General features: G+C 54.9%; 19 protein-coding genes. 12 read left to right on the top strand and 7 right to left on the bottom strand.

Going from position 1 to position 24,184, the window contains the following annotated elements:
• The first annotated feature begins 1 nt into the window (after window position 1).
• Window positions 2–607: a glutathione S-transferase N-terminal domain-containing protein gene (locus tag DBR37_RS08540; RefSeq protein WP_124574003.1), complete on the top strand. Its 606-nt coding sequence runs from the start codon at window positions 2–4 to the stop codon at window positions 605–607.
• On the opposite strand, the gene DBR37_RS08535 is transcribed toward DBR37_RS08540, so the two are convergent.
• Window positions 587–1,825, bottom strand: coding sequence for an MFS transporter (locus DBR37_RS08535; protein WP_124574002.1), 1,239 nt, complete (start codon window positions 1,823–1,825; stop codon window positions 587–589). The genes DBR37_RS08540 and DBR37_RS08535 overlap by 21 nt on opposite strands.
• Window positions 1,826–1,922: 97 nt before the next feature.
• Between DBR37_RS08535 and DBR37_RS08530 the strand changes: the two genes are divergently transcribed.
• The 8 genes from DBR37_RS08530 to DBR37_RS08495 all read left to right on the top strand — a co-directional run bounded on the left by DBR37_RS08530 (window position 1,923) and on the right by DBR37_RS08495 (window position 8,545).
• Entirely contained in the window at window positions 1,923–2,372 is a 450-nt protein-coding gene (locus tag DBR37_RS08530; RefSeq protein ID WP_233588315.1) for a helix-turn-helix domain-containing protein, read from the top strand.
• Window positions 2,373–2,464: 92 nt separating this feature from the next.
• The gene (locus DBR37_RS08525) at window positions 2,465–3,172 is read left to right on the top strand and encodes a phosphatase PAP2 family protein (protein ID WP_124574000.1); all 708 of its coding nucleotides are present in this window, start codon (window positions 2,465–2,467) and stop codon (window positions 3,170–3,172) included.
• An 81-nt stretch (window positions 3,173–3,253) separates the two neighbouring features.
• The gene (locus DBR37_RS08520) at window positions 3,254–3,916 is read left to right on the top strand and encodes a response regulator transcription factor (RefSeq protein ID WP_124574209.1); all 663 of its coding nucleotides are present in this window, start codon (window positions 3,254–3,256) and stop codon (window positions 3,914–3,916) included.
• Complete coding sequence (locus DBR37_RS08515; RefSeq protein ID WP_124573999.1) at window positions 3,913–5,307, top strand: ATP-binding protein; 1,395 nt, start codon at window positions 3,913–3,915, stop codon at window positions 5,305–5,307. The genes DBR37_RS08520 and DBR37_RS08515 overlap by 4 nt, the downstream gene beginning before the upstream one ends.
• Window positions 5,285–6,739 carry a glycosyltransferase family 39 protein gene (locus DBR37_RS08510; protein WP_158610239.1) on the top strand — a complete coding sequence of 485 codons (1,455 nt, stop codon included), beginning with the start codon at window positions 5,285–5,287 and terminating at the stop codon, window positions 6,737–6,739. Before DBR37_RS08515 ends, DBR37_RS08510 begins: the two co-directional genes overlap by 23 nt.
• Before the next feature lie 352 nt (window positions 6,740–7,091).
• Window positions 7,092–7,448, top strand: coding sequence for a winged helix-turn-helix domain-containing protein (locus tag DBR37_RS08505; protein WP_124573997.1), 357 nt, complete (start codon window positions 7,092–7,094; stop codon window positions 7,446–7,448).
• A 203-nt stretch (window positions 7,449–7,651) separates the two neighbouring features.
• Window positions 7,652–8,155: a nitrate reductase associated protein gene (locus tag DBR37_RS08500; RefSeq protein WP_124573996.1), complete on the top strand. Its 504-nt coding sequence runs from the start codon at window positions 7,652–7,654 to the stop codon at window positions 8,153–8,155.
• A gap of 177 nt (window positions 8,156–8,332) precedes the next feature.
• On the top strand, window positions 8,333–8,545 hold the full coding sequence (locus DBR37_RS08495; RefSeq protein ID WP_124573995.1) for a hypothetical protein: 213 nt from the start codon (window positions 8,333–8,335) through the stop codon (window positions 8,543–8,545).
• 120 nt (window positions 8,546–8,665) lie between these two features.
• On the opposite strand, the gene DBR37_RS08490 is transcribed toward DBR37_RS08495, so the two are convergent.
• Window positions 8,666–10,930 carry an autotransporter domain-containing protein gene (locus tag DBR37_RS08490; RefSeq protein WP_233588314.1) on the bottom strand — a complete coding sequence of 755 codons (2,265 nt, stop codon included), beginning with the start codon at window positions 10,928–10,930 and terminating at the stop codon, window positions 8,666–8,668.
• A gap of 635 nt (window positions 10,931–11,565) precedes the next feature.
• On the opposite strand from DBR37_RS08490, the gene DBR37_RS08485 reads away from it, so the two are divergent.
• On the top strand, window positions 11,566–12,249 hold the full coding sequence (locus DBR37_RS08485) for a response regulator transcription factor (protein WP_124573993.1): 684 nt from the start codon (window positions 11,566–11,568) through the stop codon (window positions 12,247–12,249).
• Window positions 12,250–12,251: 2 nt separating this feature from the next.
• Window positions 12,252–14,126: an ATP-binding protein gene (locus DBR37_RS08480; RefSeq protein ID WP_233588313.1), complete on the top strand. Its 1,875-nt coding sequence runs from the start codon at window positions 12,252–12,254 to the stop codon at window positions 14,124–14,126.
• Window positions 14,127–14,517: 391 nt separating this feature from the next.
• Here DBR37_RS08480 and DBR37_RS08475 read toward each other — a convergent pair whose 3' ends face one another.
• The 5 genes from DBR37_RS08475 to DBR37_RS08455 form a co-directional block, all read right to left on the bottom strand.
• A complete protein-coding gene (locus DBR37_RS08475) occupies window positions 14,518–17,403 on the bottom strand; it encodes a filamentous hemagglutinin N-terminal domain-containing protein (RefSeq protein WP_124573991.1) in 2,886 nt (961 codons plus the stop codon).
• A gap of 21 nt (window positions 17,404–17,424) precedes the next feature.
• Window positions 17,425–19,122, bottom strand: coding sequence for a ShlB/FhaC/HecB family hemolysin secretion/activation protein (locus tag DBR37_RS08470; RefSeq protein ID WP_124573990.1), 1,698 nt, complete (start codon window positions 19,120–19,122; stop codon window positions 17,425–17,427).
• Window positions 19,123–19,318: 196 nt separating this feature from the next.
• Window positions 19,319–20,968 carry a methyl-accepting chemotaxis protein gene (locus DBR37_RS17365; protein WP_124573989.1) on the bottom strand — a complete coding sequence of 550 codons (1,650 nt, stop codon included), beginning with the start codon at window positions 20,966–20,968 and terminating at the stop codon, window positions 19,319–19,321.
• 349 nt (window positions 20,969–21,317) lie between these two features.
• Window positions 21,318–21,959: a 2OG-Fe(II) oxygenase gene (locus DBR37_RS08460; RefSeq protein ID WP_124573988.1), complete on the bottom strand. Its 642-nt coding sequence runs from the start codon at window positions 21,957–21,959 to the stop codon at window positions 21,318–21,320.
• 79 nt (window positions 21,960–22,038) lie between these two features.
• The gene (locus tag DBR37_RS08455) at window positions 22,039–22,689 is read right to left on the bottom strand and encodes a metalloregulator ArsR/SmtB family transcription factor (RefSeq protein WP_124573987.1); all 651 of its coding nucleotides are present in this window, start codon (window positions 22,687–22,689) and stop codon (window positions 22,039–22,041) included.
• 68 nt (window positions 22,690–22,757) lie between these two features.
• On the opposite strand from DBR37_RS08455, the gene DBR37_RS08450 reads away from it, so the two are divergent.
• Window positions 22,758–24,182 (top strand): MFS transporter, encoded by a 1,425-nt coding sequence (locus DBR37_RS08450; protein ID WP_124573986.1) that lies wholly within the window; start codon window positions 22,758–22,760, stop codon window positions 24,180–24,182.
• Window positions 24,183–24,184 lie beyond the last annotated feature (2 nt).

The following is a 24,184-nucleotide window of genomic DNA, read 5'->3' as shown; positions in this document are numbered from 1 at the left end:
TATGGAACTACTGCTGAATCGCACCTCACCCTATGCCCGCATCGCGCGTATCGTCGCGCTGGAAAAAGGCTGCGCCGACAAGCTGCTATTAATATGGAGCGACCCGTGGAATGAGGATGCCAAGCTGGTACAACACAATCCGGTGCGACGCATACCGGTACTGGTCACCGATGACGGTCTGAGCATTAGCGAATCGCTGCTGATCGCTTTGTATCTGGATCGCGTCGGCAGCGGCGACATCTTGCTGCCAGCCGATCGCTATGCCGAAATCCTGCAATTGACAGGCTGGGCGCAAGGTTTGATCGATGCCGCATTTACCACCATGATCACGCGCAAACATCACGGCAAAGAAATCGATGACAGCGTGCTCGGCCAGCGTCGCCTGCAGGCGATAGAACGCACCTTGCCTGCGCTGGATACGGCGTATGCTGCATCTTTGCCTGCATCCAGCTCACTGACACTGGCAGATATAGTCGTCGCCGTTGCACTCGACTACATCGCCTTTCGTTTGCCGGAAGTCGAATGGCAAGGCAAGTATCCGGCGCTAGCTGCTTTACGCACACGCATGCTGCAACGCGAGAGTTTCTCAGGCACTGTTTTCAGTTGATGACGGGCGGCTGAGCCACCAGAACAGCAAGGCCGATCCGCTTACAGTAGCTCCCAGCAGACACACCACCGACCAGCCGCCGTAAGCAAAGGCCCGGGTCGCGGCAATCGCACCGAGGCCGCTACCGGCTGCATAAAACAGCATGTAACAACCGACCAGGCGACTGGACGATCCCTGCTGCACATTAAAGATCATGCTTTGATTCGTCACATGTATCGCCTGTCCGGCCAGATCCAGCGCGATGATGCCGACGATCAGGAAGATCCAGCCATGCTGCATCAAGGCCAGTGGCAGCCACGACAGGACTAACAGGATCAGGGCAGCGGCACTGGTCCTTTGGCCCCAGCCCTGATCCGCCCAGCGTCCGGTGCGACTCGCTGCCAGTGCACCCAGCACACCGATCAGGCCGAGCGCGCCTATCGCAGTCTTTGAATAGTGATAAGGCGCTGCGCTGAGCGGCAACACCAGCGCACTCCAGAAGATACTCAGCGCGGCAAACATCAGCATCGCAATCACGCCGCGCACTTGCAACACACGCTCGCGCCACATCAGCTGCCCCATCGACGCCAGCAATTGCAAGTAAGACAAACCGGATGCCTGCGTCTGCTGGCGCGGCAGCACGCGCAATAAAAGCACGGCCAGCATCAGCATCAGACCGGCCGAAACCAGATACACCATGCGCCAGCCGGAGATATCGGCAATAGCACCCGCCAGCACACGCGCCGACAGCAAACCAACCAGCACGCCAGCCTGCGTCGTACCGACCACGCGACCGCGCTCGCCCGGTGCCGCTACCGTCGCGGCATAAGCGATCAGGCCCTGCGTCATCGCCGTACCCAGCATGCCGACAAACAGCATCCCTATCAATAAATAAGCAGGTGTCGCTGCAGCCGCAACCAGCGTTAAAGCCAATGCCAATGCCCCAAGCTGGGTAAGCAGCAAGCGCCGACGATTCAGCATATCGCCCAGCGGCACCAGCAGCAGCAAGGCCAACGCACTGCCGGCCTGCGTCACGGTGACCACGATGCCGATCACGCCGGTTGCCAGCCCGAAGTCGGTCGCCAGCGCATCCAGCAAGGGTTGCGCGTAATAGACATTGGCCACGCTCAAGCCGCAGGCGACGGCGAACAGCCACACCATCCAGCCTGGGACACTGGCAGCTGCGGCTGATACGGCACATGGATTTATGGTTGCTGCGGATGCTTGCGGGCAAGTCATGACGACTCCAATCTGGTTTCAAATTAAAACCAGTTGAAGCATATCGAATATGGTTTTAAAATGCAACCAGATATTTTTATCCTCAAGGATCAACACCATGCCCGGCAAAATCACCCTGCAAGCTGAACCCTGCCCGGTCGCCCGTGCACTCGACGTCATCGGTGACAGATGGTCGCTGCTGATCGTGCGCAATGCTTTTGACGGCATGGGTCGCTTTGGTGATTTCCAAAAAGGCCTGGGCATCGCCAAAAACATCCTGTCGGACAGGCTGCACAAGCTACAGCTGCAAGGAATACTGGAAGCCGTCCCGGCGACGGACGGCAGCGCGTATCAGGACTATGTACTGACGGCCAAGGGCGAAGCACTCTTCACCCTCATCGTCAGCCTGCGGCAATGGGGCGAGGAATATCTGTTTGATAAAAATGAACCGCGTTCGCTGTTGCTGGAAAAGCAAAGCGGCAAGGCCATACCAAAAATGGAAGCGCGCTCGGCTAACGGCCGCAAATTGAACGCCAGCAATACCCTGGTACGAAAAATCGACCGCTGATTACACCTCACCAGGGCGCAAACCGCCTTAAGTTGTCCTTAAGTATTGCCGCCTAATCTGCTTCCCGTACCAGTTAAAAACGGGAAGCAGGCATGAACCAGACTGATAAAGCGCCACCTTACACATCCCTAGTCGCCACCGCGCGCACGCAAAAGCTGTCCATCAAGAGCGTGATGCCCTTGCTCGGCGTATTCCTGCCGGTATTGCTGTTCTGTGCACTTGCAATCGATATCAAGAACGACGTCGGCTACGCCTTCGACTCATCCTTCCTGCTCGCACTGCATGCGTATGCAACGCCTTTACTGAACAGCATTGCTCTGAAAGTATCGGCCGCCGTTACCGCACTCAGCCTGCTGGTACTGGCGCTGCTGGCACTAAAACGACAATGGCATGCCGTCATGTTCTGGCTGGTAGCCGTCGGCGGTTCCGCCATCCTGAATGTGGTCGTCAAACATGTAGTCGAACGTCATCGCCCGGCCTTGTGGGCGCTGGCCGCGCCGGAAACCACCTTCAGCTTCCCGAGCGGCCATGCGATGCAGGCGATGACACTGGCGCTGGCTCTGGTGTTCCTGCTGCGTGCGTCGCGTCACCTGCGCAGCATCATGGCCGCAGCGAGCGTATTTGTGCTGCTGGTTGGACTATGCCGCATGTATCTCGGCTTGCACTATCCGTCCGACATCGCCGCCAGTCTCTTGCTCTCGCTGGCCTGGGTCACCAGCGTCACCATGCTGTTTGACCAGCAGCGCTTACACCTCACGACTACCAGCAAGTTTCCTTCAGGCAAGCAGACGTATGCTTAACCCGCTCTTAACGTCGGTAGCGCTAGCCTGCTCGCTCAGGCTGACCTCGACAGGGTCGGTGTTGCCATGAATGGAGCAAGCATGCGGGTACTACTGGTAGAAGACGATACGATGATAGGCGAGAGCCTGGAAGAAGGATTACGCAAGGAACACTACGCAGTCGATTGGGTACAGGACGGCCATGCAGCCGACCTGGCGCTATGCAATCACAGCTACGACCTGATCCTGCTCGATATCGGTTTGCCGCGCAAAGACGGCATCCGCGTACTGGATGATTATCGCCGCAAGCATGGTGATGCCGCAGTATTGATCCTGTCGGCACGCGATGCGACCAGCGTCCGCATACAGGGTCTCGATGCGGGCGCCGACGACTACCTGGTCAAACCATTCGACCTCGATGAATTGTTCGCCCGCATGCGCGCGCTGATCAGGCGCCGTGCCGGACGCAGCAATCCGGAACTCACCTACGCAGACCTCAGCATCAATCCGGCGACCCGCACCATTACCTACAAAGGCGCACCGCTGCATTTATCGGCGCGCGAGTTTGCACTGCTGCTGGCACTGATAGACCAGCCAGGACGCGTCATGTCACGCGCACAACTGGAAGAACGTTTGTATGGCTGGAATGAAGAGATAGGCAGCAATGCGATCGAAGTCTATGTGCACGGCTTGCGTAAAAAGCTCGGTACGGACTTCATCAAGAACGTACGCGGCATAGGCTACAAGCTGGGACTGGCAGCATGATCAGCATACGCCGCAAATTACTCATGTATCTGTTTGGCGGAATGATCTCCGCCACCTTGCTTGCCGGCTTTGCCACCTATGTACAAGTACGGCATGAGATGAATGAAATGTTCGACTATCAGTTGCAACAGATTGCCACCGCCTTCCCTACCGAACTATCAGTCAGCCATACGCTGCAGGTGGGCGATGACTCGGAAGACGAAGTCATGCTGCAGATCTGGTACAAGGATAATCAACTACTGTTTACATCGGCACCAACCATACAGCTGCGCCGGGTCAACACCATAGGCTTCAGCAAAACCAGGCTGAACCAGCAAAACTGGCGCGTCTATAGCCAGCTCGACCAAGGCCGCTTCATTCAGGTATCGCAACCCACCGCCATCCGCAATCGCATGGCCGCATCCATGGCTTTGCGTTCGCTGATTCCATTCGTCGTACTGATTCCCTTATTGGGTCTGCTAATCTGGATCGTCGTCGGGCGCGCACTGCAACCGATAGGACGCCTGGCAGCCTCCATCAACCAGCGTACACCGGAAACACTGGAGAGCATCAGCGATGGCGTTTATCCGCCGGAACTACAGCCCATGCTGCTGGCCCTGAATGGCTTGCTGGCACGCCTGGAGCAAGCGCGCACGACGCAGCGTGCTTTCGTCTCGGATGCCGCACATGAATTGCGTACACCGCTGGCTGCACTCAAGCTGCAACTGCAACTCGTCGAGCGCGACAATCAGGATCCCGAACTACAGCCGGGTCTGGGAAAATTGCATCAGCGCCTGAACCGCGCTAGCCACCTGGTGCAACAACTGTTGACACTGGCACGGCATGAAGGACGCTTGCCGGATCGACGTTACCAGAAAGTGAACTTGCAACTACTGGTTGCAGGCGTGGTTTCCGACCTTGCACCGCAGGCCGAACACAAGCACGTGGACCTCGGTGTGATCGCAGCAGCCGACGGCAGCGACCACGCTATCTACGCCTATGGTGATGTAGAGAACTTGCGCATCCTGCTCGGCAACCTGGTTGACAATGCGGTGCGCTATACCCCGGCATATGGCCGCGTTGATGTCAGTGTATCCAGCGCTGACGGTTATGCACTTCTGCAAGTCTCCGATAACGGCCCCGGCATACCAGCCGCAGACCGGGAACGTGTCTTTGATCGCTTCTATCGACGCGAAGGCAGCGGCGTTTCCGGTAGCGGCCTCGGCCTCTTCATCGCAAGAACCATCGCCGCCCAGCACGACGCCACCATAGAACTGGGCAATCCCGATGATGGCCAGGGCTTGCTCGCCACCCTACGCATCAAACAGATGGTCGCCGACCCACGCTCACGCAGCGCGACACGCACCGCCTTTCCCCTCAGAGAACAGCATGAATCCCCAAACATTTCCTGAACCGTTTTCGCTTGCAGCAGTAAATCCATCCCGCGCCCGCCACGTCCCCGCCTATCTCTGGTACTTGCTGGCCGCGGCACTACTGCTGCTGGCTTACCGCATAGGCTTGATGGCGCTGCTGCCGCTGGCGGATACGACCGAAGCACGTTACGGTGAAATCGCACGGCAAGCCGTCAGCAATGGCTACTGGCTAATGCCACATATCGATCCACAGACGCCCTTCTTTGCCAAGCCACCACTCTCGACCTGGGCCAGTGCCATCTCGATGGAAATATTTGGCATCAATGAGTTCGCCGCGCGCCTGCCGGCATTGCTGGCATCCTTGCTCGCTGTCATCGTTGCGATGGGTTTTGCGCGAGAGATGAAGCTGCGTCGCAGCTGGCTGGTCGCACCGGTACTGGCTGCTTCGCCGCTATTTTTCCTGTGTGCCGGTGCAGTCATGACTGATGCACTGCAAATGGTGATCATCGTTGCTGCGCTCTACTTCGCCTGGCGCACACTGAATAGTATTGGTGATGACGCCTTCAAATGGCGGCTCGCGTTCTGGAGCATGATTGGACTCGGTGCCTTGTGCAAGGGCCTGGCGACCTGGGCATTGATAGGTTTGCCGCTGATCGCGTATGCATTAGTGGAACGCCGTCCGTGGCAAATGTTCCGCCATGTATTCAGTTGGGGTGGCGTGGCGCTGGCGCTGGGTATCTTCATGCCGTGGTACATCGCAGCCGAGTACACCAACCCGGGCTTCCTGAATTATTTCATCATCGGCGAGCACTTCTCGCGCTTCCTGGTTCCCGGCTGGAAAGGTGATCACTACGGCATCGCGCAGCAACAACCTATGGGTGCGATCTGGATCTTCTGGAGCATAGGCATGTTGCCGTGGCTGGGGGTCTTCGTCAGTGAATTGCTGCGCTTTTTCAGTAAGCGGCCCAAGCAATCATTAGCTATCGAACGCTTCCTCTGGTGTGCGACACTGGCGCCGCTGCTGTTCTTCACCTTCAGCCGCAACATCATCTGGACTTATGGTCTGACCGCTGCCTTGCCTTTCAGCGTGCTGGTGGCGCGTTGGCTGGAAAACACCTCAACCAAAACTCAAAGCCGCACCGGTATTGCTATCGCGCTGTTGGCACTGCTAGCCGTCATGTGCGGCCCGTATGTCGTCAGCAAAGCCAGCGCCAATTCCGACCGTGATTTGATACAGGCCTTCCACCGTGCCGCCGTACCGGGCATGCAGCTCGCGTACAAGGTACGTCCCGAGTATTCATCCGACTACTATGCCCGCAATGCCTTGCACTACGAACCAGACGCCGTACTCAACAAGAACACACACAATGAATTGGTGGTGGTGGATCGTAATGAGCTGGCACAACAAGGAATAGCCGCTGATCACATCCTGTTTGTCGGGAAAAACCGGGCCTTGATCAAACCGGAATGAAGGCAGAGTAAAAAAGGCGAGCACCAGGCTCGCCTTTTTTCATGCGTTCGGGCTACATCAGTAGCGCACGCGCAGACCGACGTACGCCGGGCGCAGCGTACCAGCACCTGAATAGTAGATATCGTCAGTGACGTAGATCAGGCTGCGTTTATCCTTCATTGAAAATGGGAAGAGCTTACGGCTGCAGGCCTATAGCCATGCAGTTGATTGCTCCCTCAGGTTGCGTCTAAGTTTGTCCCACCAGTTATCATGATCGGCGAGTTAATCCATACGGATTCAAGAACTTCGTTATTACATTCAAGTATCCAACGTAAAATACGCGACAAGATACCGATTACCCATCATCAATAACATGTCCAACGCTAAAACCGCGATCATCGTCCGTCCGCGCATCTCTATAGGCGACTCAATATCCATAGGGCCAGGCAAGATCGATTTGTTGCAACAAATACGTGAAACTCACTCTATTTCTGCTGCAGGCAGGGCTTTGGGCATACCGTATAAACGTGCCTGGTTATTGATCGATTCGCTTAATCAGGGATTCGGAGAGCCCGTAGTGGCAACGATTTCTGGTGGAAAAGGCGGTGGCGGCACATCATTAACCCCACTGGGGGAAGCGCTGCTGGATAGATACATCGCGCTTGAAGAGCGCATGAACGCTGCATCTGTCAAAGAACTGGACGCCCTGCAGAAACTGGCCAAGTACTAAATTCCCTCCCTAAATATCCAAGCCAGCCCGAAATGGTTTATGCTCATCGTTATGTCATTTTTCACCGAACGCTTTAACCTGGTCTCTTGTTATGCCATTTTTCGCCGGGCGATTTTTTCTTGCTCACCGTTATGTCATTTTTCACCCAACGATAGACACACTCTTTCACAGAGACAAATTCGATGCAGGATCAGTAATCAGCCATGAAAAAATCATTAATATCCCGTACTCAGGCCGTTGAAAATTCGCCGGTCGCACACCTGCTATTTGAATTCGAGTCAGATTTTATAGATGCGCTCTGCTGCATACCGATGATCGTTCGCTTCAAGCTGGACCGATGCGGCATGAAACTTTCCCTGCGAGCCTGGAATCAGCTCGATCGTTCTATACGCGAAAATCTGATGTTGCTGCCGACCGAGCTCCCCATGGATATTGATAAGTACCGGGCGTATTTAAGCGACGAGATTAAGAAAACAGATGAAGCGGTGATCAATATGGGTATAGATCTCACACCATATTGGTTATCGGAAGATGCAATTCCTGACCCCATCGCAAAAAAGGCTCAGGAAAAAAATGTGCATTTAAAAGATGAGACATGGCAGACCTTGAATCCGCTGCAGAGATTCGCTTTAATTAAACTCACTCGAGCGCAACATGAGAATATGAATTTTCTGCCAGCGCTGAAAGAATTTCATTTAATCGATTGATTGCTTAACTAAAGAGTATCCTTCTTGCACAGGTTTTATCACCGTGCATTTGAATCAAAATTGATCAAGAATGAATAAGCCCCCTGCTTTCCAGCCCAATGACACTTGTGTACACCCAAGCTATTTGCCATTCATATCTGGCAGTTGTGTCCGCATAAGTAACAGTGGGACCATGCGATGAAAAAAGGCTTTGGCGAAATCCGCTGTAAATTCTGCATGACCTGGCAGCGGTCCGAGGTACAGCACTACGACGAGGAAAGTTTCCTGGCTGTCGCACCAGGAACCGAGGGGCAGGAATGCATCAATCCCTGGTGCCTGCAGTGGATTCCGGCAGATAACGACAACTTCCGCTGGCGCACGGTAAAAGTGCTGGATCCGAGCAAACCCTGAGACTGTTCGTCACGCGACGAGCCATCTAACTGTTTGACTTCCTTCGCGCTTTGTTGGTGCATCAAGAGTTTAGAAAGCTCTTGATGCACTCCTCACGACAGCGACATCCAGCTCCGCAGATTAAAACAATTTACGCAAACGTAAGCTACCACTCTGGGCAAGGAAGCCTGATCCTGTCTGCAAGTCATAACGAACGGACAAGCTCAAATTTTTCTGGCGTAACAGCGTTGCACCCAAAGAGATCATCGCCGAATTCTTGATCGGGCTGACACCAAGCGACGTAAAGCTGGTTTCGCCGCTTGGATCTGCTGCAAAACGTGCATTGGTCGCCACGCGATTATTATCAAATTCATGACGCCAGGCCAGTTTCAGGCTCGGTATCAAATTCCCATACGAAGTCGCCAGTTCGCGTTCGAATTTAACACCCAGATCACTTTGCAGCGAATTGACGCTAGTTGCACCAACGGCCAGCGCAGCGCCGTTGCCGCCGCTTTCCGTATAGGCATCCTGGTTCAAGCGGCTATAGGTCAGACCTAATAATGGGGTGGTGGTGACATTACCTGTGGCCAGCGGATAACCCACTTCTGCCTTCGCCACATACTGCATGCCGTCAAACTTGCCGGTAGCAACGCCAGCGAAACCAGGGAAGCTGACGATACGGGTCGTAGCGTAACGCTGCTGGACTGCGCCTGCAGAGAAATTCAGATACCAGGGCTGACCACTATAACTACCGTAAGCCAGCAAACCGTAAGCGTCCACATCACTGGAATCACCTGCATTGCTACCGGTGTCACGGATGCGAGCATTGCTATAACTGAATACCCCGCCTATATTCCAGCGCTCGTCCAACTGCTGGTCAACGCCAAATAACAGGCCACTATAATTGGCACGATAAGCGCTGACATCATCACGCTCATCCTGTCTGGCTTGCCCAGCGAAAGCTTGTCCCCATACGCCGGTAGCAGATGCCGCAGAGCCAGCAGAGAGACCGCTGGCTCTGCCGGTCTGTGCCAAACGCAAACTATCAGTATGGGCGGCCACGATATTAAGTGTGTCGACTGTGGGCGCGGTAACTGCCTGACTGCTTACAGGTGATGAGACAGGATTTAACTGACGGCCAGCGCGGTTGGCATCTGCGGTGGAACCCAGATTCAATGCCTGACCTGCATTGAACAAATTTAAAAGAGCCGGATCGATACCTGTGTAGCCAGATAGCCCGCCAAGTGCAGCGACAGCATTCGGTAAGGTTGCAGGGGAAGACTGTGCTGGGGTGGCAGGATTTGTTCCCAGTGTTACTACCAGATTGTTAGTGCCACCGGACGTTACATTGCTACCAAAGAGAGACCCTGTATAGCCGGAGGCAGCATAATTCAATGCATGCTCGTTGTAGCTAGCGACACCAGACGCAGTTACCACGACAAAGCGTTGACCTGCAGCGAAGGCGTAGGTAGTTAATGGTTTTAACGTGACCGCTGAACCGGCGGCAATCGTGGCATTACCTGAAACCACCAAACGACCGTAACCGCTATCAGAGTTAACGGCGCCTGTAGCTACTGCACCATTCGCAACGCCTATGAGCAGGGTTGCGCCAGCGCCTTGATTGTAATTGCCAGTGACGGTAATACCGTTATTGATCTGCAGCGTGGCTGCGGTGTTGCTAACCGTGTGGGTGCCGACGTTGATGTTATTGTTCAGCAGAAGATTGCCGGAGTTGAAGGTGAGGTTTGAAAAGGTATTGGTGATTACAGTCCGATCAGCGTTGCCCAGGCCTCCGCTGTAACCTGTCAAAATCCCGAAACTGGCACCGCTGGCACCGTTGATAGTCAGGTCATTGGCAGAGAAATTTGCGATCGTACCGGCGATCATACCGCTATTGGTGATAGGGCCAAAGGTGCCGGTTGCTGCGTTATAAATGGCATAACCGCTGCTTGAGATGGTTCCGCTATTGTTCAATATGTTGATATTGCCTGCATTGGCAACGCCGCCCAGAAAGCCTGTGATGGTGCCGGTATTGACCAGGGTACCGATAGTCGCGTTGGTACTGGCGCCGACACCGACGTTGCCCGTTCCCGAGATGGAACCGTCGTTGGTGATGGTACCAATAGTGATCGAGCCAGTTGGCGTCAGGTTTCCTGCCAAAATGCCGGTGTCACCACTAATCGTACCGGTGCCAGTGTTATGCAGCGAAGTGATACTGCTACCGTTGTCGCTATGAATACCATAGGTGCCGCCTGAAATGGTCTTGTTGTTGTTCAGGGCGGTCATAGCGCCCGTGTTGTGGATCCCGGAAGTAGTGCCGTCGATTACGCCATCATTGCTCAGTGTGCCTACGATGCCTGATACCTCGACAGCCGTTACGTCACTAAGCCCCCCGACGTTCGCCACCGTAAGATTTCCGCCACTCCACGCCACACAGCTTTCAGGGCCCACAACCGTAACATTGGTGTTAACGGGAGTGCACGCGGCATTGGCATGAGCACTGTTACCCAGTGCGAAGCCGACCGCCAAAACGATGACTGAAAGTTCGCTACTTTTTTTTACTGACGGCCGTTGCAAGCGACGCTTTTTAGATTTTATAGACATGATGTATGGTTACTGACTGTTTAATATGCCGATATTTGCTTTGGTCGACGGACTACTGAACGATCAAAAAATAGGAGCTGCAGTACTGACTGACCACTCGCCGATATCGTCGTAGTCCGCTTGCGCGACCAGCTGCGCCATCCCTATCAAGGGATGTTGGATCACTATTTTTTTGCTCAGATCAGTTCAGATATCCGGATATCTGCGCCTGTCTTTTGTATTGGCTTGATGTTTTCCTGGCAAGAGAATACACGAATGCATCTGATTGAACATCACTGAAAATAGGTATTTGAAGTATATTTCGGCGGTATGTTGTAGATGAGTGATGAGCGGCGATGGCTTTATACTTATTTCAAAATACCAGTTTTCAAGTATGTTCAAATTACCCTCCTTGGTTCACAGTACACTCTGGATAATTTCACCCTACGTTTCTTTCGATGGCAGCCAATACTTTCTCTGTTGAATCCACCCTGCCCGCCCCCGTCCTTTTGGTGGAGGACGAGCAGCTGATTCAACGCCGCCTGGAAGGTTTGCTACAACAATTAGGCTATACGCCCGATGCCTTGGTGACAGCGTCATCACTCGCCGAGGCACGCATTTGTCTGGCGAATCAGCCAATCGCGCTGGCGCTAGTCGACCTAGGCCTGCCTGATGGCAGCGGCATTGATCTGATTGCAGAAATGCATACGGCCGATCCAAGTCTCGCGATTCTCGTCATCTCAGCCTGGTGTACCGAAGATGCGATTCTTGCCGCCTTGCGTGCTGGTGCAACTGGTTATGTACTCAAGGAACGCGACGATATGGAAGTTTTACTCTCCATCCGCAGTGTTTTGCGCGGCGGTGCACCTATCGATCCCTTCGTCGCACGCCGGATCATCGACGAATTAAAACCGAAGGCAGAGCAAGCTACCGACACGGCGAGTGGCGAAACCTTAAGCCCACGCGAAAATGAAATTCTCAGCCTGGTCGCACAAGGCCTAAGCAATCGCGAAATCGCCGAGCAACTGCATTTGTCGCGCTACACCGTTGAATGTCATGTCAAACATATCTATCGCAAGCTTGCGGTGTCTTCCCGTACACGCGCCATCCATGAGGCACGTTCGCGTGGATTGATCGGTTGAGGTTGCTCGCATTTATCTGTTGGATAGCATTGATTGCGCCTGCGTATGCCCAGACAAGCGTAACTACCGCGTGTACAGCACAGATACTCAAGGTTCAATCCACACAGGGAGATGCTGATGGCCGCCGACCGGTCGATGCAAAATGGCAGACCGTCACCTTGCCTGATAACTGGACATCACGCTGGCCAGACTACAGCGGTACTGCGTGGTATCGCGTCGATTGGCAACGCCAATGTATAAATGGACAAAACCAGCGTTCAAGTCCCGTTGCATTGGCACTTGAATCTATCGTCATGGCAGGCGAAGTCTATGTCAATGACAGCCAGATCTGGCGCGACAAACACTTGACCGAACCGCTCTCGCGCAGCTGGAATATGCCACGCTACTGGCGCTTGCCAGAAACGCTGTTGAAGGACGGCGTCAATACCTTATGGGTCAGAGTCATTGGTGTCGCCGGACAGACGCCGGGACTAGGCCCGGTATACTTAGGCGAGCTACACGCCACTCTGCAGCTTTATGAAGACTTGCAATGGCAAAATCGCACTCTGTTCGTGGTCAACATTGTCGTAAATGTTGTGATGGGTATCTTATTCTTCTGCATCTGGCTGATGCGTCGCACACAAAGCGAGCATGGCTGGTATGCATTGATGACGTTATTCTGGGTACTGTTCGCATCTAACGTGCTCGCCACCACTCCTTGGCCATTTCCAGACTCTGTGATGGCGGCCAAAGCCAATGCGGTCATGGCGATTCTGTATGTCGCGAGTTTTTGCATGTTTACCTGGCGATTTGGTGGGCAATCGCTGCCTCGAATAGAAAAGGTCATGTGGACAGGTGCGGCCCTGTTGGTCGTCATGCTGATGGTGGCACCGGCAGCCTATCTTGCCGGAGCATTGGGAATTGGCATACTCATCCCAGCCGCACTCTTTTTTATCAACTGTCTGCAGTTTCCTTTCCACGCGTGGCGCACCCGAAAAACCGAACATGTGATTCTGGCTGGCTTGTTGTTGTTCTTTTTTGCAGTTGTCTTGCATGATCTGTTGCTGCTACTAAAGATCATCGAAAATGGCCGCGCGTATAGCGCGATCAGTAGTATTGCGACCACACTCGCTATGTCAGGAATACTTGGCTTGCGCCATGCGCGCAACATGAGACAAATTGACCGCTTCAATCATCAGCTGGAAGTAGGTATTGGTCGCGCACGTGCCGACCTCAGTGCGACGCTGGAGCGTGAACACGCATTGGCACTGACAAATAATCGGCTGCAAGAAAGACTGCAAATCGCTCATGACCTGCACGATGGATTGGGCGGATCGCTAGTACGCATGATGGCAATGGTGCAGCAAGCAGATATGCCTCTACAGAACCAGCAGGTTCTCTCCATGCTCAAACTCATCCGCGACGATTTGCGACAAACCATAGACAGTGGATCCAGTGCTGGTGTCAAAGTACCAGCCACGCCAACTGAATGGATCGCGCCCTTGCGTCACCGTTTTATGCAGCTCTTCGATGAACTCGAGATAGACGCTACCTGGCAATTGCCAGCTGAGTGGCGCACGTCGCCGAATGCTTTGCAATGCCTGACGTTGACACGACTGCTGGAAGAGTCGCTGGTTAACGTTGTAAAGCATAGCCGTGCGCGACGTGTAGAAGTTCGAATGCATCTACCTGAATACGATGTGCTGGTGCTCAGCGTTGAAGACAATGGCGTCGGTTTCGATGTCGCCGCTGTGCGCCAGGCTGGCATCAGTGTCGGCATGCGCAGCATGCATGCGCGCATCATTGCCATACACGGAACACTTGAAGTAAGCTCGAAAACTGGACGCACTGCCCTCACTGCGACAATACAACTAACGCCATCTTTAGCTCCGCAATAAATTCTTTGCTCGGCTTGCTGACAGAGAAATTTCTATCTGTTTTTTCTGCAAAGACATCACCGAATAGCAATTTTCAGTGATGTTCAAGATTCCGTTTGGCTTTCTAATCTCGCTTGGCATCTAAACCTCTTGCGAAAGCGAGCCTCTTTCGGCGCCACGAGCGACAGCATCACCTATCAGCGTCAAGTCGTGCATTTGATGAGTAATTGGGAGGCTTGGGTGTGTATACGGGAGAATTACACCTTCCGGCACCATCAAAAATCGTCGCACTGCTCTCCGACCTGCCATAAAAAATGGCCCAGTTTTTCAACGGGCCATCAGACTGCTCGCTTCCCTTAGCGTTTCCGTCGAGCGTTGTAGTTGTCGTCCGCTTCTGTATAGTTCCTGTCGCTTATACACCGCCATCAATGATGGTCAACACACTATTGGCGGCATCCTTCTTACCAGCGATATCGTTGCTACTATCGTTGCGCGGCTGCTCCGCTTGATCTGTTCCACTCGCAGCTGGCGCATCCTGATTAACAATATTCAGGCCAGCTTGTGTCGTGAATGTCGGAGCAAAATCTGGATGATCAGCGCTATTGATCGCAGCCTGATACCAGGCCAGAGCTTGCGTGCTACGCGTGTTATTCGTGATGTTGGCCAGTGTGTTACCGCCTGGGTTGCTCAATACATAGTTGCCCTGGTCTGCACCGCTTAGGCTGAACGCCAGATTGACAGTCTTGCCATTGCCTACGGATGCGCTGTCGAAATTACCGTTCTGGTTGAGGACGACCGCGTCACCCGTCAACAAGCCATTCAGCATGCCGCCGCTGATGGTGGCGCTGGTATTGCCGTCATAAGTCTTGTTTTGTGCGATAGCACCGCTGACGGTCAGACTAGCCGGGGTGACAGTCACATTACCTGCATTGGATACAATTTGGTAGCCGAGGCTGGAGGCCAGGTTACCGGTGTAATCCAGCGCATAGCTGCCCACATTGAGATGGCCTGATGCCGACGTACTACCAGCTGTGACGCCGAACGTAGGGGTGCCGGAGATGCCGGCGGTGGTCAGTGTGTCACCGTCGATCAATCCTCCGGTACCGATGGTATAGCCGGAAGGCAGTGCGTTGCCGTAGACGATGGAGCCGCCCGTCGGAGTGAGTTGCAAAGTCGGCGCTATGCTATATAAAAACCAGTTGCCGCTGCCGGCATAGCTAGGCGTGGTACCGTCATAGCTCACGTTGTAATGTTTGCTGTAGGAGCCTGCCCCATTGCGGTTGCTGGTAACGGGATTAGCAGCATAGACCAGGTAGCGGCCACCGATAGACATGTTGGCCACATAGCTTGCGAAGCTACTGCTGGCCACCATGATGGTGTCACCGCTACGATTCAGCGTAGCGTTGAGATCGATATTACTGCCCATCAGGGTCAGGCTGGCATTTCCGTCTATCCCGGCCAGGCTCCCTGTTGATAGCGTCAAGGTACCACCCGCCCCCATGCCGCCAACGGACACGCCAAATCCGGCGCTGTATGGCTCAATGATGACTCTCGGTGCATTAACGAGGGAGCCAGACCCTCCCGATATGGTTAGACCATCTGCCAGCAAATGGACGCTACTGCCGCTGTCAACATTACTCGAAATATAAATAGATGGCGCCTTTAACTTGACACTGCCAGGAGCATAAATGGTGTTGTACACATTGATGGTGTTACCAGCTTCGGCGGTCAGCGATTTGCCTGCAGCGGCGATAGATACCGGATCGTAGAAGTTGATACTGTTGGTCGCTTGCAGACTGACATTGCTCGTCGCACTGCTCAAGGTGGCACCCAGTATTGTCGACTGGCCGCTGGGCAGGTCACCAAAACCGATGACCGGCAACGTGAAGCCACAAGTATTCATGCAGTCGATCACGTCAAGATCGGTCGGATCAAGCAGCAAGCTACCCATGGTACCGAGCGCAGCGCGCGTGTCGACCTGTGCGCTGAAACTGAGCGTCTGCTTGCCGGATACCTCGACGAAGCCGCCATCACCACCGCTATCACCGCCCTTCGCATTAATTTTTCCTTGCGCCACTGTCGTACCGTCGGACCAAACGATGACGCGCCCGCCATTACCCCTCCCTGTAGCATTCGCATCAATCTGCGTAGCGGCGGATACCACGGTCTGGCTGGCGTTGCGTACCGCAGCGTTGCTACCCTGGAAGTCGCCACCGATCAACACTGTTCCGCCACCGTCACGTCCACTGGCATCAACCTGAGCCGTGCCAAATAAACCGACGCGCTCACCCAGCAGACTGACCTGGCCACCCTGGCCAGTCGCATTGGACACATCGACACGGCCTTGCAGCATGGTGTCGCCGTTGCCAGCATCGGCCAATACCCGACCGCCTTGCGCACGGATGTCACCATTCAATTGCAATTGCCCATTGTCGCTGACCAGCATGACACGACCATCGCGTGTATCCACCGCGTTGGCCTGGATCATGCCGTCATTATTGACGACTGCCTGTATCAGACTGTCCGCAGTCTTGGCGTGCATCACGACCGTGCCGCCATCGGCCTGGATCAGTTGCTTGTTCTGCACCAGCGCCTGCAGGCTACCCTGGTTTACCTTGACGCTTAACAAGCCGTCACCGGCGAAGTCGAGCGTCATGTCGCTGCCTGCCGCCAGCGTCACATTGCCCAGCCTGGCGACCAGGGTGCCCTGATTGCTGACCTGGCTCCCCAGCAAAGCGACGTAGCCGCCGTTTGCAGCGGTGATGTTGCCTTGATTGATAATTCCGGCGGCACTATTGCTGACAGAAGTAAAACGGTAGTTGCCGGCATTGAAGTCCGCGTCGCTGAGATTCAAGGTACTGGCCAGCAGGCCGCCGACATTGACGCTGGCGCTGGCACCAAACAACACGCCATTCGGGTTCAGCAGGAATACCTGGCCGTTGGCGTTGAGCTTGCCGTAGATTTCGGTGGCACCGCTACCAATGATGCGATTCAAGGCAATCGCATCGCGGCCGGGCTGGATGAAATTGACGGTTTCATTGCTGGCGATATTGAAACTGCCCCAATTAATCGCAAGTTTGTTGCTACCTTGAACGATGTTGGTGACATTGCCGCTGCTGCTGATGGTGCCGCTGCCACTAGTCACCACCCCATCTGCCGGGGCTGCCCAGGCAAATGGGGTCGCCACGGCGATTACGCTACCGGCAAATATTGCCAGTATGCGATGCGCCGGGCTGAGCCGGTATTGCGGCTTATCTTCGCGGAAAATATGGCGGACGGGGCAGTGGTAATGTTGCATGGTTTTTCCTCTTGCTGAGTCTTAGAAGCGCTTGGCTATCTGTAGCCAGGCTCGAGGTGTCTTGTCCTTGTCGGAGTTCGGTGCATCGTCTGTGCGCCAGGCTACACTGGCCTGCAAGCTCAAGCCTTGCGGCCCAGCCCAGCGTATGCCAGTGCCCACGCCCGAGAGCGAGCGGCGATTGTTTCCATCAACAGCAATAGGCTTGTGATTCAGACGGCCTTCCGCGCCGTCGTAAAACAAGAGCGCTTGCGCTTGCGGTGTGACGTCATAACGCAGCTCCAGGTTAAGCAACCATGCGTCATCGGCGGGCGCTTCACCTTGCGGATATGCACGTACGCCGTAGGCACCACCCAGCGACATTTTTTCGGTAGAAGTGAGGTTATTGCCAGCGTATTGCGCGCTCAATTGCGCTGACAGATTCCATCGCTGACTCAATCGCTGTAATCGACCGAGCTGGATATTGCTCTTGATGAAGTTGCCTTGCGTATTGTGACCAAGTGCGTCCAGTGCAGCGCTTTCGGCGTCGAGTTTCAGCTTGCCCGCCGTGACGCTCAGGCTACCGTGGCTGATCCCGCCGCCCATCGCATCGTCGTTGCGATAAGCAGACAACCCCACGCTTAGATTATTGAGTGTCTTCCTCGTGGTAGTGGCCGTCAGATCAATATTGTCGTCGAGCTCTTTGTGATCAACATTAATTTGCAGATTAAGATTGGCCTGGCGACTACGCAGCAGCGGATGGAGAAGATAGAAACTGGCGATACGTGCCGTACCATGCGCATCGAGATTGCTGAACTCTTCACCGAGCCGATAACGCATCTGGGCATAGGCCGCCCCGATCTGGGTGCCCTGGCGATTGATTGGTAATTGATAGCTCAAACGTCCATAGACCAGGCCACTACCTGAACTCAAGGCATTTAATTGCAATGCATCGCCCAGACCCAAAGGATTGTTCAAGGTCGCGCTGCCATTGATGCGTGCTTCACCGGTATAACGATTACCGAGATTGTCTACACTTACGTTGGCGTCATAGGGCTTGCCATTCTTTACCTGTATATCCAGATCGGTGGTACCCAGCGAAGCGCCTGGCGACAAGGTCGAGCGCACAACCAGGCCAGGGATATCACTCAGGAGTAACAATCCGCGTTCTACCGTGTCGCCGCGCAAGGCCTGATCGGGCGTTATCCCCGCCACCTGTTCGCGTATGCGGTCATCACTGAAGCTGGATTGGTTATTCAGCGAGAGCTTGCCCAGCCGCCCTTCCAGTACCTGGATGTCGACTACACCGTTCTTGATCTCCTGCGTCGGCAAATAGGCCCGGGCTAACAGATAGCCCGCCTCGCGGTAATGCTGCGTGATACGCATCGCGCCTTGTTCCAATTCGGCCAGGCTATGTTGACCGCCGGTCAGGTCGCCTACGAGGTCTTGCAACTCAGCCACCGGGAAGGCTTGGGCACCGGTAATACGGATGGTCTCGACCTGGACCTTGATATCAGCCGGAAGCTGTAACGGCGCACGTGGCAAGGGCGCAGGGAGCGCCTCGACACTACTTTTTTGCAATTGCCTCGGGGGCTGAATATCGTCCAGCAGGCGTCCGGCATCGGGCATGGTTTGCGCTGCTGCTGGTGCGGCCGAAACAGACAAGGATGCGATCAGCAAGCCTGCCAGCGAATAGACTGCGCCAGGCCGTACAGGACGCCGATATTTGTGAGGGGTAGCCATTTAGGACGTCGACAGTATCGTCAAGTGGCTAGTCGGCGCGATCAGAGTTGAGCCTTCAGCCATGTTTTATGATTTAAAGGGCGGGAGCATATCAACGTCAGAAACGGATGACAATACTGTAAATGCAGTAGATGATTTTCCTGGCGTTTTGGCAGCACACCAAAAGTTTAGGTCTCTTGATGTACTTATTTACCAGTCAGCCATGGCTCAAGCGCTTCACCCCCGAGCTTGAACCGTCGTTCGATGCAAGCGCAGGTATAGCAGAATTGTGCATGACCATCGTTTCGTATGCAGATGCGTCAGCCAGCACAAAAGTTTGCACCAGACGGGAAAGTTTATCCGCCTGATCACGCAGCGAGTCTGCAGCTGCCGAGGCTTGCTCAACTAAAGCAGCGTTCTGTTGCGTGCCTTGATCCATTTCTGTCACCGCCCTGCTGACTGCGCTGATGCCTGCGCTTTGCTCTTGTCCGGCGATGCTGATCTCCGCCACCACGTCGGTCACGCGACGAACGCTGGCAACCACCTTTTCCATGGTTGCACCGGCCTCGCTCACGAGCACGCTACCTGCTTCGATCCGGCCCACGGAATCATTGATAAGCGTCTTGATTTCTCTTGCCGCACTCGCTGAGCGTTGCGAAAGACTACGCACCTCGGCGGCTACCACCGCAAACCCACGCCCCTGCTCACCCGCCCTTGCCGCTTCAACGGCTGCATTCAACGCCAGGATATTCGTCTGGAAAGCAATGCCATCGATGACGGCAATAATCTCTACTATCTTGCGTGACGAAGCGTCTATCGACTCCATCGTGGCGATCACTTGCTCTACAAGCGTGCCGCCGTGGGTAGCGATTTGTGACGCACTCACAGCAAGCTGACTGGCTTGCTGTGCATTGTCAGCATTCAACTGGACGGTCTCGGTCAGCTTCAACATTTCTGCATTTGTTTTTTCAAGTGCAAACGCCTGCTGCTCGGTACGCGACGACAAATCAGAGTTGCCAAGCGCGATATCTGACGACGATGCTGCCATCGTATCCGTACCGATGCGCACTTCGCGAACGATAGAAGCGAGGTTGTCGCGCATGGCCTTGAGTGCATACAGCAGACTGGATCTGTCTTCAGGACGGGTAACGATGTCGGTCGCCAGATCACCTTGCGCTATTTTTCCGGCAATCGTGACGGCATATGTCGGCTCGCCACCAAGCTGGCGCAACAAGCCGCGCGTGATCATGACAGCAATCGCGACGCTAACCATCAGTGCGATTGCAGCCAGACCTAGCACGAACTTCATGGATTCCTCGAGGATGCCTTCTGTTTTCTGCGTTGCCCGGGCGTTTTCTGCCAGCACCTGATTAAGCACCACATCGATGTCCGTCACGATCTGACGCCGTAATGGGCTGCACTCCTCGACCAGAAATTTGCCGTAAGCGGCCATGTCTTTCTCATTGCGATAACGGCGCGGTCGCTTTAACTCTTCTGCCATCGCGAGCAAGCCGGTTTCCACCTTCTTGAAATTGGCATCGCTGCCGAAACGAGGCGCAAGCTCTGCCAACGCGGCAAGATAGATTTCCTTTTGCTCATCAAGTATGGCCAGTTCCTTCTGCGCGCTCGCTTCATCGCTAAAGATCAAAGCATTGCGCGCCGCCAGACCGGTTTGCGCCAACGCTTCGCGCGCGACGTAAAGTGGCGCCAGTTTTTGCAATTGCACCTGATGCTGCTTATTGAACGCATCTGTCACACCAGATATGCGCACCATCGCGAAGGCGGCCAGCAAGAGCATGAGTACGGTTACCGCGCCGAACCCGAGGCCCAGTTTCTTGCCAATATTTAGATTTCTTACGGATTGCATGATATTTCCCGAGATGCGTGTTGCTGAGTTGCGCAACGCCGCCTGACTTACATACGCTGATCATCAAAAAAGAAAGACGATAGGTATATTTAATATGACGATCAATATTTATTAGCCTGACATGTTAGATGTTTGCGGCGATTTGCCAAGTAAACAAATGTCATATTTAGTAAATTTGCGGACACTACTTATGTCATCAGCTGCTTACATGCGTCGCAGCACGCCAGATAGAAGCGAATGATGCTGAAAAGACAAAGGATGCCCTGCCCTTGTTTGCTGATACTCAGGGAAGCTCAACAACAAACGAACAGACAGGGTTGGCCTTGCTAGCCGGGATGAATTGTGAAGGCTAAGCGCGACGCCGAAACCAGCCAGCCAGCGACAAACGATCCCGCGTCGCCGGTAGCACTTCATGCGGCATGCTCGCCGAGAGGAACACCACAAGCCGACCACCCAGCGGCAACACTTCTACCGCCGCTTTGTCTTCCGGATGCATACGCAGTGCGCCGCCGTGTTCCGGCAGCCATGCGTCATTGAGGTAAATCACTGCAGAAATGGTGCGCTTGTCGTCATCACGAAAGCGGTCGAGGTGGGTCTGGTAAGCGGTACCGGGCGGATAGAAAGCGAAGTGGCTTTCGTATTCCTCCAGCCCGAGGAAGAAGCTGCGATTCAATGCGACACGCAATTGATCCATTAATTGCAGGTAGCGATCGCAGGCAGCAGACTGCCCCCTACGCAACCACAGTATGTGATCACCACGGATATCCGGCCGTATCGTTTGCTCTTCGCCCCGACCTATGCCCGCCTTTTTCAAGGCACCGGCAGCGATGAAGGCGCGACATTCTTCCGCCAGTGCCGCGCTCAGTCTTGCAGACAAAAATCCATCCTGCTGCGACCAGCCCTGATCGAACAAGTCGTTCCCTATGCGCAGCTCGAGCTCTTCGCTCAAGTCTGTACTGAGTTCGTCCTGCGCGCTGGAAGCGGTATGCATGGTGTAGTGGCCGCGGGGCCTGATGGATTTTATCTGGAAGCAGCAGTTTATTCTGTCACGCCGCAATCGGAAAGCAGATTTACTTCGCGACGATCCGATAAACGCAACGCCCGGCCTCTGCCAACAGATGTTGCTCGCGCGTGACCGTAGCCTCATCCCCTACGATTTCCTGGAATACGCGCAATTCCGAGCGACAGAATCCCTGGCAGGTACGCGCCGCCGCACAGATCGGGCAATGATCTTCTATCAGCAACCAATCCTCGCCGTCCTGCTCTACCCGCGCCATGTAGCCTTCCGCGCTACGGACTTCAGCCAGACTGTGCAAGCGTTCCGGCAAGTCTTTCCCACTGCAGGCGCGCTGGTAGACGATGCGCGTTTCTTCTTCGCGCTGGCCGATCAGCCGCTCCAGGCCTTCATCACCAAATAAGTGGCGTACGGTGTCCAGCAATTGCACCGTGAGTTGTGCATGGGTATCGGGGAAACGGGCGTAACCGGCTTCGGTCAGGACCCAGCGCTGGCGTGGACGACCGACGCCTGTTGCCGCTTCCTGCCGTCCGGCGATCAGGCCTGCGATCAATAGTTTTTGCACCTGTTGACGCGCTGCTTCCGGCGTCATTTCCAGCTCGCGCGCCAAATCCGCGGTCGAGATCGGGCCCTTGGTTTTGATGAATAAAAGGATGCGCTCATGCGTGGCATCCTTATTTTCAAAGTAATTACTTGCATAATTCATGCGCGCAGCCTAATATCCAAGAAAATGTTTGGATAATAGGCCGTCGCAGCCATCATGTCGAGGAATTAATGAGTAACAACCACATCCCCACCGCCAGTTGGAGTGCTTTAATACGCGGCCAGAACGGTTTGCGCGCACTGGCTTTGACCGGCGGCGTTGCGCTGCATGCGATCAATGTTCATATCGTCACCACTGTCCTGCCCTCAGTCGTGCATGAAATCGGTGGCCTCGACTGGTATGCGTGGAACACTACCCTCTTCATGGTTACCTCCATCATAGGGGCATCGTTTTCAGTGCGCGTGCTGGCCGCACTCGGGCCGCGCGGTTCATATCTGTCTGCCTTGCTTGCTTTCGCGGTCGGCTCGGCCATCTGCGCGATGGCCGCTTCCATGCCTATGATGCTGGCCGGACGCAGTGTACAAGGCCTGGGTGGCGGCTTGCTGGCGGCACTCAGTTACGCACTGATACGCGTGGTGTTTGCCGCACCTTTGTGGCCACGTGCGATTGCGCTGGTGTCCGGCATGTGGGGTATCTCTACCTTGTGCGGGCCAGCGGTCGGCGGTTTGTTCGCGCAAGCAGGTCACTGGCGCTGGGCGTTCTGGACTTTGCTGCCGATTGCGCTCGCACAATCAGCATTGGTCGCTGCGCAATTGCGCCCGGCAAACCTGGCGACTGTCCCGCGCGATACTTCAACACCTCCTGTGCCGCTGCAACAAATTGTGCTGCTCACCATCTCCGTATTGGCCATCGCTGCAGGCAGCCTGTCGCCGGCATTGCTGTGGCAAGCAGTCGGCGTAGGCGCGGGCTTGCTGCTCGGCGTAGCAACGATATTCTGCGAACGTCGTGCCAGCACCCATATGCTGCCCACGCTGGGTACTGTCGTCAGCACGCCGCTGGGAGCCATCTATGCCAGCATCGCCTTGCTCTTGATCGGCGTCATGACCGAGATTTTTGTGCCCTACTTCCTGCAAACCCTGCATGGTCATGAACCGCTGGTTGCGGGCTACCTGACTGCAGTGATGGCGGCAGGCTGGAGTGTGGGTTCCTTGTTGTTTTCCGGGCATGGCAATATCGGTGCGGCGCGACTCCTGCGCGCCGGGCCTGCGCTCTGCGCGATTAGCTTGCTGGCTCTCGCACTCCTGCTGCCATTCAATCTCGGGCTTGCACCGAGCTGGCATATGGCACTGTGTGCAATCGCATTAGCTGGTGCCGGTGCGGGTGTCGGCATAGGCTGGCCGCACCTGGTGACACGCGTGTTGACAGTTGCACCGCAAGGCGAAGAGTCCACCGCTTCAGCCGCCATTACAACAGTACAGCTGTACGGGATGGCAATCGGCGCTGCGATTGCGGGTCTGGTCGTGAATGCGGCTGGCATCACTGCACCGGGTGGCACCACCGGTGCGCAGTCTGCGGCAGTCTGGCTGTTCCTGAGCTTTGCACTGACGCCAGCGATGGCGATGCTGCTGGCGCGCCGCATCAATCCCGGGGTTTAAAG

The sequence above is a fragment of the Herminiimonas sp. KBW02 genome (genome assembly GCF_003852535.1).
Lineage (GTDB): Bacteria > Pseudomonadota > Gammaproteobacteria > Burkholderiales > Burkholderiaceae_D > Oxalicibacterium.
Note: the sequence above shows the minus strand (reverse complement) of the source record. Positions and strands in the feature narration are given on the sequence as shown.